12 protein-coding genes are annotated in these 16246 nt (G+C 39.9%); 2 read left to right on the top strand and 10 right to left on the bottom strand.

Annotated elements, in window-relative coordinates; translation table 11 throughout:
- Positions 1-6 precede the first annotated feature (6 nt).
- From comGB to pbp1b, 5 genes are all read right to left on the bottom strand, one after another.
- Positions 7-1050: a competence type IV pilus assembly protein ComGB gene (gene comGB, locus KB197_RS00620; protein ID WP_082888077.1), complete on the bottom strand. Its 1044-nt coding sequence runs from the start codon at positions 1048-1050 to the stop codon at positions 7-9.
- The gene (gene comGA / locus KB197_RS00615) at positions 971-1912 is read right to left on the bottom strand and encodes a competence type IV pilus ATPase ComGA (protein WP_064275828.1); all 942 of its coding nucleotides are present in this window, start codon (positions 1910-1912) and stop codon (positions 971-973) included. The genes comGB and comGA overlap by 80 nt, the downstream gene beginning before the upstream one ends.
- 73 nt (positions 1913-1985) lie before the next feature.
- Positions 1986-2351 (bottom strand): DUF1033 family protein, encoded by a 366-nt coding sequence (locus tag KB197_RS00610; protein WP_064275827.1) that lies wholly within the window; start codon positions 2349-2351, stop codon positions 1986-1988.
- Between the two features lie 149 nt (positions 2352-2500).
- Positions 2501-3559, bottom strand: a complete 1059-nt coding sequence (locus KB197_RS00605) for a zinc-dependent alcohol dehydrogenase family protein (RefSeq protein ID WP_064275826.1) — start codon at positions 3557-3559, stop codon at positions 2501-2503.
- 509 nt (positions 3560-4068) lie between these two features.
- The gene (pbp1b, locus tag KB197_RS00600; RefSeq protein ID WP_064275825.1) at positions 4069-6519 is read right to left on the bottom strand and encodes a penicillin-binding protein PBP1B; all 2451 of its coding nucleotides are present in this window, start codon (positions 6517-6519) and stop codon (positions 4069-4071) included.
- A 141-nt stretch (positions 6520-6660) separates the two neighbouring features.
- Here pbp1b and tyrS point away from each other — a divergent pair, with 141 nt between their 5' ends.
- The gene (tyrS, locus tag KB197_RS00595; RefSeq protein ID WP_173275271.1) at positions 6661-7917 is read left to right on the top strand and encodes a tyrosine--tRNA ligase; all 1257 of its coding nucleotides are present in this window, start codon (positions 6661-6663) and stop codon (positions 7915-7917) included.
- A 77-nt stretch (positions 7918-7994) separates the two neighbouring features.
- Here the strand turns inward: tyrS and KB197_RS00590 are convergent, their stop codons facing one another.
- A complete protein-coding gene (locus KB197_RS00590; protein ID WP_212573780.1) occupies positions 7995-10058 on the bottom strand; it encodes a heavy metal translocating P-type ATPase in 2064 nt (687 codons plus the stop codon).
- Between the two features lies 1 nt (position 10059).
- On the bottom strand, positions 10060-10338 hold the full coding sequence (locus KB197_RS00585) for a DUF6110 family protein (protein WP_000910909.1): 279 nt from the start codon (positions 10336-10338) through the stop codon (positions 10060-10062).
- A 257-nt stretch (positions 10339-10595) separates the two neighbouring features.
- Between KB197_RS00585 and KB197_RS00580 the strand changes: the two genes are divergently transcribed.
- Entirely contained in the window at positions 10596-11444 is an 849-nt protein-coding gene (locus KB197_RS00580; protein ID WP_084947290.1) for a putative RNA methyltransferase, read from the top strand.
- Positions 11445-11552: 108 nt separating this feature from the next.
- Here KB197_RS00580 and KB197_RS00575 read toward each other — a convergent pair whose 3' ends face one another.
- The 3 genes from KB197_RS00575 to malQ form a co-directional block, all read right to left on the bottom strand.
- Entirely contained in the window at positions 11553-11759 is a 207-nt protein-coding gene (locus KB197_RS00575; protein ID WP_084947287.1) for a hypothetical protein, read from the bottom strand.
- Positions 11760-12004: 245 nt separating this feature from the next.
- Complete coding sequence (gene glgP, locus KB197_RS00570; RefSeq protein WP_084947284.1) at positions 12005-14263, bottom strand: glycogen/starch/alpha-glucan family phosphorylase; 2259 nt, start codon at positions 14261-14263, stop codon at positions 12005-12007.
- A gap of 25 nt (positions 14264-14288) precedes the next feature.
- Positions 14289-15806, bottom strand: a complete 1518-nt coding sequence (gene malQ / locus KB197_RS00565) for a 4-alpha-glucanotransferase (protein WP_070526263.1) — start codon at positions 15804-15806, stop codon at positions 14289-14291.
- Positions 15807-16246: the final 440 nt, after the last annotated feature.

Raw genomic sequence — 16246 nt, 5'->3', positions numbered from 1 at the left:
TTCATTTTAAAAATTCACCTCCATATTTTGATACATGGGCATGAGCATTGCCGCATAAAGTAAAACGATAATCAGAGCCACAAAGATAAAAACCAGCGGCTGCACCAAATTCATGGTGCGGTTGACTCGGGTAAAAAATGCTTCCCAAGTTTTTTCAGAATAGATTTCCAACTCACTCCCCAGCTTGGACTTGACTTCCCCATACTCGATGATGAGACTCAATTCCTTCCTAAAAAAAGGATAGGTTGCTATGGTTTGAGAAAATTCGCGACCATTTTGTAGGGCTTGAGCTAAATCTTGACCGATTTCTTTAAAGAGTTGGGAACCTTGTTCCTGCATGATCTGAAAAATCTGCGTCAACTCCAGTCCTTGAGAAATCATATTACCCCATTCACGCGCATAATAGGCTGTCAAATAGGTCTGCACAAAGATTCCAAGAAAGGGAAGGCGTGCTAAGATAGAAAAGACGCGCATCTTAGAACTTCTTTTATAAAAAGTTAGCGCTAAAAGGGCAAGTATGGAAACAAAACCTACCATTCCTAGAAAAATTTGTGGCAGATTACCGATAATCTGAGTGCCGATATTACTACTATCCAGTTGTGGTAGTAGGTAGTTACGTAGCCCCAGCATGATTAAGAGAAGAAATCCCAGTAAAATCAAGGGATAGGTCGCTACTTCAATTAACTTTTTCTTGACCTTGGCCAGATTGTCTAGATACTCTTCTATCTTTCCCAAACTCAGGTGAAGATTCCCATGGACTTCTGCTAGGGATAACTGGGTGACAATAGCACTTGAAAAGCCCAAACTTTCCATCATTTCTGAGAATGATTTCCCCTGAGACAAGCCCGTGCGCATCTGAGTCACACACTGCTTGTCCAACAAGGCACTCCTATCTAAAAAGGAGATGGTCTCCACCAGATGAAAACCACTGGAAAAGAGATTGTTAAACAAGGTGATGATATTTTTTTGCTTAGCTGTAGCTAATTTTTTCCGTTTCAGCCTGAAGACTTGTGATATGTCCGTCTTTAAGAAGCTGGTCAATCTGCGCATTCCAGCTAGTTGGCTGGTGTTCTTGATAGTCTTTGTTTGCAAAGTCAACGATTCCTCCTCCCCCGATTAATCTCTGGTAGCAGACTCCTTGCAGAACGACTGCTAATTCCTCCTCACTCACACCCAACTCCAGCAGGCGCTCATAAACACCTCGGATACTCTTGGCATGAATGGTTGAAAAGACTGTCGCCCCTGTCAAACTGGCTCTGACCACTGCACGCGCCGTTTCGCTGTCCCGAATTTCTCCGATAATCAAGAGATCTGGTCGATGACGTAGGGAAAGTTTGATCAGATTTTCATAGGTAAGCCCAATCGCTTCATTCAACTGCAACTGGAGCATGTTGTCCTGCTTGATTTCGACAGGATCTTCGATAGACATGACTTGCTGTCCTTTAAATAGGAACTTGGATAATTCGTGCATCAAGGTTGTCTTGCCACTTCCGACTGGACCAGCAAAAAGATAAAGTCCCCGTTGCCTGTACTGCTTACCCAATTCATCAATATCCTGAAACCAAAAATGCAAATCCTGCTCCTCATCATGCAACAAGCGAATGACTAAACTCTCATGTCCTCGATAATCGCCTACAGTAGATAGACGTAGAGACGCCATCTTATCGTCATAGGCATAATCGCAGGAACCAAGTTGACTACGTCGCTTTTCTCCAACATTCATACCAGCTACAAACTTAAAGTGACTGATGACGGCCGCAAACTTTTCAAAATCATAGCAACCAATTTTACAACGCTCGTCTCCGACCCTCATATGAAGCTCATAAGCGTCTAGCTTAGGGACAAAATAAATATCCTGCGCCCCTTTTTTCCGGGCTGAGCGAATGATTTCTTGTGCAATTTCTTGAACCATACTTACCTCCTCACCTATACTATTCGCAAAGATTTGGAAAAATAAAAAAGCAACTCCAAAAAGTTACTTTTCTCTAATTTAATTTCATACGGCAAGAACGGTGCCTTTCCTGACCGGTTTGTTTTTCATAGCCTGGGCGTAGTTTTTCATCTGGAATAACCTGCTCGTCCTGCAAAAGAGCCAAAGAATGGTATTGTTGTAAATACTCGTCACATTCATCACACCAGCGTTGGTCTTCTGGATCCCAGAAAATGGTCATCAAGTCACTTCTACTTTTATAAAGAGGGGATTCTTGTTCCAATCTAAACCAGCAAGTTTTATAGTATTTGAGAGCATCATAATACTGGTCAAATTTCTTACTTGCTACAATATCTTCTTCCCAACCTTCTAAGAACCACCACGGTTCAAAATCTCCATACATTTCTATAACACGATACATATTCATTCATTCCTTTGTACCGTATATTATAACCAATTCCGCTAAACAAGGAAAGAAATATGCTCATTTCTTAATTTTTTGATAAAAAATCCAGCCATCTTATGATGACTGAATTTCTATTTGCTTATGTTCCAAAATGTTTTTACTACTTAAGCTTCTGAAATATCGTTTTCGATGATGACCTTAATTGCATGGTGGTCTGCTGCTTTACTGAAAACTTCATAGGCTTTTTCAATTTCACTGAGTTTGAAATAGTGAGTTACCAATTTTTCTGGTTCAATCTTATGACTTTCAAGAGCTTTCAACAATTGTGGAGTTGTATTTGTAGATACCAAACCAGTTGTTACATTGATGTTGCGAATCCAAAGTTTGTCCAAATCGAATTCAACTGGTTTACCATGTACACCACAGTTGGCAACTGTTCCGTCTACACCGATAATCTTTTGACAGAAATCAAATGTTGCAGGAATACCAACAGCTTCGATAGCAACATCTACACCACGACCATCTGTCAAATCATAAATTTCTTTAATGGCTTTTTCATGGTCTGAAGAATTAACCTTGTGAGTCGCACCAAATGATACAGCAGTTTCCAAGCGGTTATCGTCTAAGTCCACCATAATCAATTTGGCTGGTGAGTAGAACTGAGCTGTCAAAAGAGCAGCCAATCCAACTGGACCTGAACCAATAATGGCCACACTACAACCAGGTTCTACTTTCCCTTTCAAGACACCAATTTCATACCCAGTAGGCAAAATGTCTGATAGCATAACTAAAGCTTCATCTGACAAGTCTTCTGGAGTATGGTAAAGAGTGTTATCTGCATGAGGGACACGTAGATACTCAGCCTGCATACCGTCAATCAGGTGACCGAAAATCCAACCCCCTTCGTCTTCACAGTGGGCATAAATTCCTTTTTTACAGTAGTAGCATTTACCACAGGCACAAACACAAGAAATCAAGACCTTGTCGCCTTTTTTGAAGTTCGAAACTCCTTCTCCAACTTCTTCAACAATCCCAATCCCTTCGTGACCAAGAATGGTACCACTTTGGCAAGCGGGAACATCCCCCTTGATAATATGGAGGTCTGTTCCACAAATAGTGGTTTTTACGATACGCACAATAGCGTCTGTTGGCTTGCGAATCACTGGTTTGTCTACATCAACAAAAGAAGCAAGTCCTGGTTTAACATAAGTATAGGCTTTCATAAAGCACTCCTCCTTTTTTTATTTGTACTGTTTATAATATAATTGTAAGCCTTTTCATTTTCTTGTTCAAGTTTTTTTGTGCTTTTTTTAACTTTTTTATTTACCGGTAAAGCAATATAGATAAAAAAGCAGAAGCTAGTCTGCTTTCATCCTTAACAAAGAGAAATTTCACTACTCCATAAGAACTTTCGATTAACATCAAACGACTAAACAAAAATGATATTACTGATAGATGGAGAATATTCTTCTATATCATTGAAACACTAGGACATCCAAAACAATTGCACTTTCAGTAAATTTCTATACTAAAATTACGAATAATCTCTGCAATATTATCTAGGTTGCAATATATATTAGACATTTTACTAACAATTTTTATAATATCGTTTGTCTTTAAGAGCACAATAACGGTCTTGCTTCTCTCTTAACGAGATTCAAGACCGTTATATAATATTTTTATTTTTTACTTGAAAAAATAGTTCTCAAAGAGAGGTTTCTATTTTATAGTTCTATCTTCTGCTATTTGATTGTGTAGATGATGAACTTGATGTACTGCTAGAGCTATTACTTGAGCTTGGTGTAGATGAGAAACTACCAATAATACTTGACCAAGCATTTTGGTAATCTGCTTCACTTCCTCCAATAGCAAAGTGATAGCTTGTCGTTGGAGCTCCCGCCTTGGTAGCCCAATAGCTCGTTACAGTAGAACCTGAAAGATCCACTGTTCTTCCATTAACAGATACTTTGCCAGGCTTCTGCCCTGTAGATCTGAGGACCTGAGACTGGGTCACACTAGAATCAAGATTAAAGCGTTCATTGCCCCAAACACCAGGCTCAGCCTGTTGGATAGCATTGACCAAGTAAGCCATATATTTGGCATTTCGATAATGCCCAGCCCCCTTAGCCATCGGGCGGTTATCATCATGCCCTAGCCAACCACCTAGAGTCAATCTTGGTGTCGAAAGCATGAGCCACATATTTTCATCTTCATTGGTTGTACCAGTCTTACCAATCCAGTCTGCACGAGCTAAACTTGAATTGATAGAAGCCAAATCCGTTTGGAAACTTGAAGTGATCCGAGATGAAATCACCTCACGAAGCAAACTCTGCATAATCGTTGCTGTTGCCTTCGAATACACTTGAACTGGTTTGTCTTGGAATTCATAGATTACTCTACCATCAGATGATTCAATCTTAGAAATCACATGTTTCTGATGGTAGACACCGTTATTGGCAATTGTTTGATAACCATTGGTATGCTGGGCAACTGTGACTTCAATCCCACCACCCATAGGCAGGCTCTCGATACCGTACTCTGGAATCTCGTAACCCATTTTTTCCATATAGCTCTTAACATCGACACCTTTTTCACGAAGCATGCGATAAGTCCAATAGGCTGGAATATTCCATGAATAGTTTAAAGCATCACCCAAATTGACCATATCTGTGCCTTTACTACTACCATGCACAATCGGACTACCATTTGCAAAATTTGTAGGATAATTTGACAATATGCTAGCACTTCCCATCAAACCTTGGTCAATGGCAATTCCGTAGGCCAGCAAAGGCTTGGTTGTAGAGGCTGGCGAACGCTTGGTATCAAAGGCGTGATTGTTTTGGTTAGTCTGGTAATTACGACCACCAACAAAGCCTAGAACAGCCCCCGTTTTATTGTCCATCAAAACATTCCCTACTTCAGGCTGCCCAGTCGAATCATCTACCAAATAACCATAGTTAGCAACTGCATTTTGCATGGCCGCATGGATTTTTTTATTGATCGTTGTAGTGATTTTGTAGCCGCCATTACTTAGTTCCTGCTCAGCTCTCTCATGATAAGCCTTTCGAATCGCTTCATTTTTCAACTCTTGGTTAGAGACATTGTCCTGTCGAACTAAATAATCATACATACGGTCTGTCGCTTCAGCCATAGCTGTAAAGTAGAGATAATCCCTCGAAACAACATTGACAGTTCCTGATGGCAAGAAGTCTTGTTTGAGATTATAATCCTTGTACTGGTCGTATTCTTCCTGAGTCAGAGCACCCGTACGGTACATGTTGTAGAGAACATCCTTGGCCCGCTTCAAACCAAGTTCTAAGTCTTCATCACTCTTTAACTCTCCAGTATTTTCATAAGGAGAATAAGTAATCGGACTCTGTGGCAAACCTGCTAGGAAGGCAGCTTGGGGAATACTCAGCTTGTTGGCATCGATACCGAAAATCCCTTCAGCAGCTTGCTGGGCACCTGCAATATTCTGCCCTTTATGATTTCGACCAAAGGGAGCAACATTGAGATAAGTAGTCAAGATTTCATCCTTACTCATGCTGCGTTCCAAGGCAAAGGCATCAACAATTTCTGTAGCCTTACGAGCCAAAGTCGGAGCATCTCCAACCACTTGTTGTTTGATTAACTGTTGGGTCAAGGTCGAGCCCCCGCTAGATGAGCCCAAACCTGCAAAGGTTCCCAAAGTCGCCCGAATCACAGCTTTTGGCACAACCCCATTATGTTCAAGAAAATGTTCGTCCTCAGTAGCAATGATAGCCTTTTTGAGATTGTCCGATATTTCCTCAGATGAAACAGATGTTCTCAGTAGATCACTCTCGATAGAAGCAATGACACTCCCATCTGCATAGACAATTTCTGAGATGGAAGAAATATTTTTAACTTGCTTGACCAAGTCCTCCGCTTGGGGAACCTTGGCCTTGTCAAACAAAGCAACCCCATAACCAAGAGCTACACCAGCACCAAAAAGCCCACCGATAAAGCCTAGAATAAAGAGCGTATTAAAAATTCCCTTGATAGCAGCTAAAATGCTACCTAATATAGACAAAATTTTCCCACCTGTCGCATCCGACTTCTTCTCTTTTGAGACTTTCTCTGATTTTCTATGATTTAGTTTTGATTTTACTTGCTGGAAAAATTCCAGCATTTTTCGTTTTAATTCATTTAATTGATTTTGCATGGATTTCCTCACTCTATCTATTATACCATAAAAGGGAAACTTTCAATAAAATAGCCACTTTCTTCCCTATTCTACTAGGCTATTGCCCAAGTTTGTGATACAATAGGTAGAAACAATATTTTTAAAAAGGAGAAAAGACACATGCACATTTTTGATGAGCTAAAAGAGCGTGGTTTGATTTTTCAAACGACTGATGAAGAAGCTTTGCGTAAAGCCCTAGAAGAAGGTCAAGTTTCTTATTATACTGGCTACGATCCAACTGCTGACAGCCTTCACCTAGGCCACCTTGTCGCAATCTTGACAAGTCGTCGCTTGCAACTAGCAGGTCACAAACCTTATGCGCTCGTTGGCGGTGCTACAGGTCTCATCGGAGATCCGTCCTTCAAAGATGCTGAACGTAGTCTCCAAACAAAAGACACAGTAGATGGCTGGGTCAAGTCTATCCAAGGACAACTTTCTCGTTTTCTTGACTTTGAAAATGGCGAAAATAAAGCTGTCATGGTCAACAACTACGACTGGTTTGGCAGCATCAGCTTCATTGACTTCCTCCGTGATATCGGAAAATACTTCACTGTCAACTACATGATGAGTAAGGAATCTGTTAAAAAACGGATTGAAACAGGGATTTCTTACACTGAGTTTGCTTACCAAATCATGCAAGGTTACGACTTCTTCGTCCTTAACCAAGACCACAATGTAACGCTACAAATCGGTGGTTCTGACCAGTGGGGAAATATGACAGCTGGTACCGAATTGCTTCGTCGTAAGTCTGACAAGACTGGTCACGTTATCACTGTTCCATTGATTACAGATGCAACTGGTAAGAAATTTGGTAAATCAGAAGGAAACGCAGTCTGGCTCAATCCTGAAAAGACTTCTCCATACGAAATGTACCAATTCTGGATGAATGTTATGGACGCTGACGCTGTTCGCTTCTTGAAAATCTTTACTTTCTTGTCACTTGATGAGATTGAAGACATTCGTAAACAATTTGAAGCAGCGCCACACGAACGCTTGGCTCAAAAAGTCTTGGCTCGTGAAGTCGTTACACTTGTTCACGGAGAAGAAGCCTACAAAGAAGCTCTTAACATCACTGAGCAACTCTTTGCAGGAAACATCAAAAACCTTTCTGTTAAAGAGCTAAAACAAGGACTTCGTGGTGTGCCAAACTACCAAGTTCAAGCAGATGAAAACCACAATATCGTGGAACTGCTCGTCTCATCTGGTGTAGTTAACTCCAAACGCCAAGCCCGTGAAGACGTCCAAAACGGAGCTATCTACGTAAATGGCGACCGTATCCAAGACCTTGACTATGTCTTGAGTGACGCAGATAAGTTAGAGAATGAACTGACTGTTATCCGTCGTGGTAAGAAAAAATACTTTGTATTGACTTACTAAATTGTTCAACATTTACCTATAAACAAAGGAGTTAACCTCGATAAAGGTAACTCCTTTTTGCTGTTAATAACTCTCATCTATCTATTTTTAATAGACAGGCTACGCAGTACAATGCGCAAGGTTGTTAGATTATGTAAGATAGAGAGATTTGAAGGACTGAGCCAATTAAATAAGCCAAAGCCAATCAAACTACTATTTACGACAACGGTATCTTGAATATTCTTCTTGATGAGTGTTTGCAAAGATGATGATAGCGAATCCAACTCTTGGAAGAAATCCAAGCGATTATCTAACAATAAGATATCGCTCATCTGCTTAGAAATATCTGCACTCTCATTCATCACCACACCGATATCTGATAGGGTTAGAGCCGCTGAGTCATTCAATCCATCTCCAACCATCAAAATAGTGTGACCTGCTTTCTGCATTTCCTCTACTAACTCAAATTTCCCATCAGGTTTCAAGTCTGTATAGACCTGATCAAAGGGCAAATCTTTGACTAATTCCTCTGTTCTAACCAGGGTGTCCCCTGTTGCCAGAATCAATTTTTTCCCTTGTGCCTTAAGTTTCTCCAAGGCTGCTTTTGCTTCTTTTCTCAAAGGAGTATGAATGCAGAACATTCCAATCAATTCATTCTGATAAGCCAAGAATAAGAGATTGTAGTGACTCTTGTACTCTTCAATTAAAGCATTTTGTTCTGAACTGATATGAATCTGCTCGTCTTGCATCAAGACATAATTCCCAATAACAACTGGTTGCCCATCTATATGAGATTTGATCCCCTTGCTTGCGATATATTGGAGTTTCCCATGCATTTCCTCATGTTCAATTCCCTCTATCTCAGCTTGCTTGACGATGGCATTAGCAATAGGATGATAAATGTGTTCCTCAAGACAGGCACTGATTCTGAGAATATCTTCCTCACTATAGTCCCCAAAAGGTAACACCTTTTCAACTATAGGATAACTAGTTGTGATTGTTCCCGTCTTATCAAACAAGAAAGTATCAACTTCCAGATATTTCTCCAGAACATCCCCATCCTTAATCACCATTTCACGATTCAACCCCTCCTTGATAGCTGTCAAATAAGCTACAGGAGTAGAGATTTTCAAAGCGCAGGAGAAATCGACTAATAGGAAAGAAATAGCCTTAGAAAAAGAACCTGTTAATAGGTAAGTTAGCCCAGCCCCCAAGAAATTATATTTGACGACCTTATCCGCCATCTTGATGAAATAGCGTTGTTTCGTTTTCTTGTTTTCTTCAGATTTCTTCATTAACTCAATCAGTTGTAAAATCCGGCTGTTCATCTGATTATCGGTTACACGAATGCGTAACTCTCCAGTTTCTAATACTGTATTTGCACAAACCAAATCAGACTCTCTTTTTTCAACTGGAAAACTCTCTCCCGTCAAGGAACTTTCGTTGACCATACCTAAACCTGAAACTACTTGTCCATCAAACAGAATTTCATTTCCTTGAGATAGGACCAAGACATCTCCTATTTGAACATCGGAACTCTTGATACTAACAACCGTATCGCCCTGTACTAGGAATACATCGCTCTCTTTTGCAAGAAGGCTTTGTTCTAAATCTGTTGCAGTTTTTTTCAAGGACCACTGATCTAAATGATTCCCCAAATCAAGCATAAACATGATATTGCTAGCTGTCTTGGATTGGTTCATAAATAAGGACAATAAAATCGCCGAACAGTCCAAGACTTCCATCGTTAGTTCCTTACGCGCTAGTGTTTGATAGGCTTCTCTAATATAACCCAAAGCCTGATAACAAGTCCATATATAGCGAATAGGATACGGCACAAAACTACGAAAAAGTACACGCTTAATCGCTGCACCTGAAACAATAGAATAAGCACTCTCTTCTCTACGAATGGGAAGAGTCATCAACTCAGAAACTTTCCCTTTATCAATTCTTTTTAAAAAGGCTTCTGCATTATCTAATACAGAAAAGCCTTCTTTTATGCGTAGAGTAAAGTGCTGTTGATCCATGTAAAACTGGATAGACTCAATCCCCTTTTCATCTCTCGCCAAGGAACGAAGATAGTCTTGAATATCCAAGGTGAGTGAAAAAGAAGATGATAGTCGGATATGTTGGTATCCTCTATGTAGCACTTTAAAAGACATATTATTCTCCTATAAGGCTATCTAATTGCTCTTCTTTTTTCTCTTGCTCGTACAAATATTTGGCATCTTGCAAGACATCGTCTCCATGTTGTTTCACAACAGAAACAGATGCATCTAGCTCGTCTTTCAACTTGTAAGCCTTAGCCAAAGCTTTAGAATAACCTTTTTTAGCTTCCTTACTTGCCAAGATTTTCAAACCAAGGGTACCAAATGCGACACCACCCAAAAAGAGTGATGATTTTTTCGCAACTTTTGCGACGGTTAATACTTCTTTTAACATACTTATTTCCTCCTTATCATTATTATATAGCAATTTAGATATAAAAGCAATGTCATTTCATAAATTGGAGAATTATACTCAATGAAAATCAAAGAGCAAACTAGGAAACTAGCCGCAGGCTGTACTTGAGTACGGCAAGGCGACGTTGACGTGGTTTGAATTTGATTTTCGAAGAGTATTAGTTTTATTTCTACTGAATCTCCCATCTACTTATTCCTAAAGTTGCTTTCATTTGCCTCTTTTGATACACTTAAACTATGAATACAAATCTCAAACCCAAAATTCAGCGTTTTGCTTCTGCGACTGCCTTTGCCTGTCCTATCTGTCAAAAAAATCTGACTCTGCTAGAGACTAGTTTCAAGTGCTACAACCGTCATTCTTTTGACTTGGCGAAATTCGGCTATGTCAATCTAGCCCCTCAAATCAAGCAATCTGCTAACTACGACAAGGAAAATTTTCAAAACCGTCAACAAATCCTAGAAGCCGGCTTTTATCAGGCTATTCTAGAGGTCGTCTCTGATTTACTTTCAAACTCAAAAAATGCCAACACAATTTTAGATATTGGTTGTGGTGAAGGTTTCTATTCTCGCAAGCTTCAAGAAAGGCATCCTGACAAAACCTTCTATGCCTTTGACATCTCCAAAGATTCAGTCCAAATCGCTGCCAAGAGCGAACCCAACTGGGCAGTCAATTGGTTTGTTGGTGACTTAGCTCGTCTTCCTATAAAAGACTCCAGCATGGATATCCTGCTTGATATCTTCTCACCTGCCAACTATGGAGAATTTCGTCGCGTTCTATCCCAAAACGGCATCTTGATAAAGGTTATCCCAACTGAAAATCACCTCAAGGAAATTCGTCAGAAGATACAAGACCAGCTAACAAACAAAGACTATTCTAATCAAGATATCAAAAATCATTTCCAAGAACATTTTACCATCCTATCTAGCCAAACTGCCTCTCTGAGCAAACCTATCACAGCAGAGCAGCTCCAAGCCCTACTCAGCATGACACCCCTTCTCTTTCACGTTGACCAGAGCAAGATTGACTGGAGCGACTTGACAAACATTACCATCGAAGCAGAGATTCTGGTTGGGAAAGCACTGTAATTGGCATATACAAAAACCGCATTTCAAGAAGATCTGCGGTTTTAAATTTCAATTTTAAAATTATCTATCCGAAAAGTTAAGAAATTTAACATTACTAAGTCCTAAACTTTATTTTCGATTCGAGATAACAAACTTATCAATAAATAGCAAGTGATATAGGGCAAGTACCAAACCCCAAAGGCTACCACGAAAAGAGATTTCTTGATGATTGAGAGGAAACAAATCATGGTTACCTATATAGAGGCAGGTCAAAATGATAAATAAAATCCAAAATAAATCAGTCCATTTATATTTTGAAAAATATTTTTTCCACATAAAAACACCTTCTTTCCTATAATCATATTATAACACTTTATGTAAGCGGATACAAGAGATATAAGGTAATCAACTACAAAGAAATATAAGGCTGAAGACAGTGAAAACCAGCATTTCTAAGCCTTCACTGCATCTAGAATTTCTCTATTTTTAGACAAAATTAACCAAAATCCACGGCATTCAAAAAAGCGAATTTCAATCGAAATTCGCTTTATAGGAAAGTGTATTAGTATAAATCTTGTAACTTAGTTCAAGTGCCAGATATCTTCGTTATACTGAGCGATTGTACGGTCAGATGAGAAGAATCCTGCTTTAGAAATGTTTACGATAACTTTATCCAACCATGCGTCACGGTCTTCGTAGTCAGCCAACATTTGCTCTTTCACTTTGATGTAGTCTTCCAAGTCAAGAAGAGTCATGAACCAGTCTTTGTTGATCAATTCATTGTAAAGACGTTCCAAGCGCTCTTTGTTTCCAGCTGCAAGAACTGCATCGCTAACGATGAAGTCAACCAATGGTTTGATAGCTTCACGAGCGTAGAATTCGCTTGATTTGTAAGCTGCTTTTGCGTAAAGGTCGATAACAGTTTCTGAATCTTCACCAAAGATGTAGATGTTTTCGTCGCCAACCAACTCAGCGATTTCCACGTTAGCACCGTCCATAGTACCAAGTGTCAAAGCTCCGTTCAACATGAATTTCATGTTACCAGTACCTGAAGCTTCTTTAGAAGCAAGTGAGATTTGTTCTGAGATATCACATGCTGGGATAAGGAAGCTTGCTGCAGTAACGTTGTAGTTTTCAACCATAACTACTTGCAAGTGTGGAGCTACTGCTGGATCGTTAGCAATAACTTCTGACATGCAAAGGATCAAGTGGATGATGTCTTGAGCGATTGTGTAGGCTGGAGCTGCTTTACCACCAAAGAAGATTGTGATTGGACGAGCAGGGATGTTACCAGCTTTGATATCAAGGTATTTGTGGATGACGTACAAAGCGTTCATTTGTTGGCGTTTGTACTCGTGAAGACGTTTGATTTGGATATCAAAGATAGAGTTTGTATTGATTTCCACACCTTGGTGTTCTTTCAAGTGACGAGCCAATTTACGTTTGTTGTGAGCCTTGATGCTTTCCAATTTTTCTTTGACAGCTGCTTTGTCTTCATAAGACAAGAGTTTTTCAAGCTCATCTGCTTCATGGTGCCAACCTTCTCCAATAATCTCATCCAAGTAGTGAGATAGTCTTGGGTTAGCATGCATGAGCCAACGACGGAAAGTGATACCGTTTGTTTTGTTGTTGAATTTTTCTGGGTAAAGGTCGTAGAAAGCTTTCAACTCAGAGTTCTTCAAGATTTCAGTATGAAGTGCTGCTACCCCGTTAACACTGTATCCGTAGTGGATATCCATGTGAGCCATGTGAACACGCCCACTCTCATCGATAATTTGAACAGCTGGATCTTTGTATTCTGCTTTCACGCGACGGTCCAATTCTTCGATGATTGGTACCAAGTGAGGAACCACTTCTTGCAAGAATTCAAGAGGCCATTTTTCAAGGGCTTCAGCAAGGATTGTGTGGTTAGTGTAGGCAGTCATGCTACGAACGATTGAGATTGCTTCATCAAGTTCGATACCACGAGCAGTCAAAAGACGGATCAACTCAGGAATAACCATTGATGGGTGAGTATCGTTGATTTGTACAACTGCGTAGTCAGCAAGGTCATGCAAGTTGCTTCCTTTTTCGATTGCTTCGTCGATGATCAATTGCGCACCGTTTGAAACCATGAAGTATTGTTGGAAGATACGGAGCAATTCACCTTGACGGTCACTATCATCTGGGTAAAGGAAAAGAGTCAAGTTGCGAGCGATATCTGTCTTGTCAAAGTTGATACCGTCTTTAATGATTGAAGAATCAACAGAATCCAAGTCAAACAAACGCAAGCGGTTCTTCGTTTCTGTCTTGTAACCAGGTACATCGATATCGTAAAGAGTTGATGTCAATGTGAAGTGAGCAAATGGCACTTGGTAGCTACGGCTTGAGCGAACCAACCAGTTTTGCTCTGTCAACCATGCATTTGGAATTGTTTCTTGTTGGTTATTTTTAAGAACTTGTTGGAAAAGACCGTAGTGGTAGTTAAGACCAACACCGTCACCGTTCAAACCAAGAGTAGCAATTGAGTCGATAAAGCAGGCAGCCAAACGTCCCAAACCACCATTACCAAGAGATGGTTCCAATTCAACTTCTTCAACTTCGATCAAGTCTTTACCTGCAGCTGCAAGTTCTTTTTTGACATCGTCGTAAAGACCAAGGTTGATCAAGTTGTTTGACAAAAGTTTACCAATCAAGAACTCAGCTGAGATGTAGTAAACTTTTTTCTTACCAGTGTTAACTGGTTTTTTGCTACTTGCAAGCTTGCTGTAGTTAAGAAGAGCCAGGTAAAGCTCTTCATTGCTACATTCTGCAATGGTTTTATTGTAACGATTTTGTACAAATTCTTGTAGTGATAACATGTTTAAGGTGTCTCCTGATATTGTATTATTTCTTTAATTCTACCAAATTTTCATTGATTCGGCGATAGATTGTTGTCAAGTCAAGCAAGCCTTCCTCGACAGCTGGTGTCAATTGATCTTCAGTCATACGCCAAGACCAGTTTCCACCAAGGGTAGATGGGAAGTTCATACGAGCTGCCTCATCCAATTCTAGCAAATCTTGCATAGTTGCAATTGCCATGAAGCTAACTGATGAAAAGACTGTACGAAGCATAGCATGTGGCACTGTTTCGTATTCTTTACGGTTAGTGTAGCGAGCCATGTATTCACGAGTCGCATCATCGATCTCGTTACGGTACCAACCAAGGACCGTATTGTTATCGTGTGTTCCTGTGTACATAACTGAGTTAGCAGGTGCCAAGTGTGGGCTATCGATGCTTTCATCTTCTGGGTTGAAGGCAAATTGAAGAATCTTCATTCCTGGGAAGCCAGTACGTTCACGCAATTCGATAACTTCGTCTGTCATGAAACCAAGGTCTTCAGCGATGATGTTTAACTCACCAAGTTCTTCCTTAACGGCTGCAAAAAGCTTGTAGCCAGGACCTTTCACCCACTCACCAGGTGCTGCTGTATCAGAACCAGCAGGGATTTCCCAGTAAGATTCGAAACCACGGAAGTGGTCGATACGAACGATGTCGTAGATTTTGAAGCTTTCACGCAAGCGTTCAATCCACCATTTGTAGCCGTCTTTGTCCATTGCTTCCCAGTCATAGATTGGGTTACCCCAAAGCTGACCAGTTGCAGAAAATTCATCTGGTGGGCATCCTGCGATGCAAGTAGCCTTACCATTGACATCAGTCTTGAAGAGATGTGGATTTGCCCACATATCGCTTGAATCTTCCGCTACGTAGATTGGCATGTCTCCAACGATTTCGATGTGGTTGTCGTTAGCGTAAGCTTTCAATTTCAACCATTGTTGGAAGAAGAAGTATTGAGTCACACGGTGGTAAACCAACTTGTCTGCCAATTGTTCACGGTAGCTTTCAAGTGCTGAAGCTTTACGAGCACGAGCATCTGCATCTGGCCACTCAGTCCAAGCAAGATTGTCAAAATGCTCTTTGATAGCCATATACTCTGCAAAGAGTTCAAGCCATGATTGGTTGTCTTGAGCAAATTTCTCAAAATCTTTAACATTTCCTACTTCCAAGAAACGTTTTACCGCTTTTTCTAAAAGAGGACGACGTGCATAGTAGATTTTCGCATAATCAACTTCAGAAGCATCACTACCAAAGTCAACCCCTTCAAGGTCACTTGCTTGCAACAAGCCTTGTTCCACCAAGATATCTAAATCGATAAAATGAGTGTTCCCTGCGAAGGCTGAGAAAGATTGGTAAGGAGAGTCTCCGTAACTAGTTGTTCCTAGTGGAAGGATTTGCCAGTAACGTTGTTTTGTGCGAACCAAGAAATCAACGAAGTCGTAAGCACTTTTACCAAATGATCCGATTCCGTATGCCCCTGGAAGAGAAGAAATGTGCATCAACACACCACTTTGACGTTTTTTCATAATAAGCACCTCATGTGTTTATAGTTAGATATTACATTTTTATGAACGCAAACGTTTGCGCTATTACTAGTATAACTCATTTTCTTGATAAATGCAAGCGGTTTTAAATAACTTTTTTGATTATTTTTTTTAAATTTTTTCTTCTTACTTGTATATATATCCTTTCAGGAAACAAACAAAATAGGAATAAGGGTTTCACTTACCTTATTAAGCAAAAATAAAGTGAGAATCCTCTCTGCTTTCCATTTGTAAATTAGGCAATCGTTTTCTCAACTTTTTTTAAATTTAAAACAAAACCAATTTTTGGGATTTTCTACTATTATATGATGATGAAGCGTTTACTTTTTTTACAATTTTTTTAAAAATTTTTACAAAAAACACTTGCAACCGCTTTCTGATTGTGTTATACTAGTCCCATAAAGGAAAACGTTTGCGTTTCC

This window comes from Streptococcus sp. 11-4097 (assembly GCF_018215285.2).
GTDB lineage: Bacteria > Bacillota > Bacilli > Lactobacillales > Streptococcaceae > Streptococcus.
This window is presented reverse-complemented; position numbering and strand designations above follow the sequence as displayed.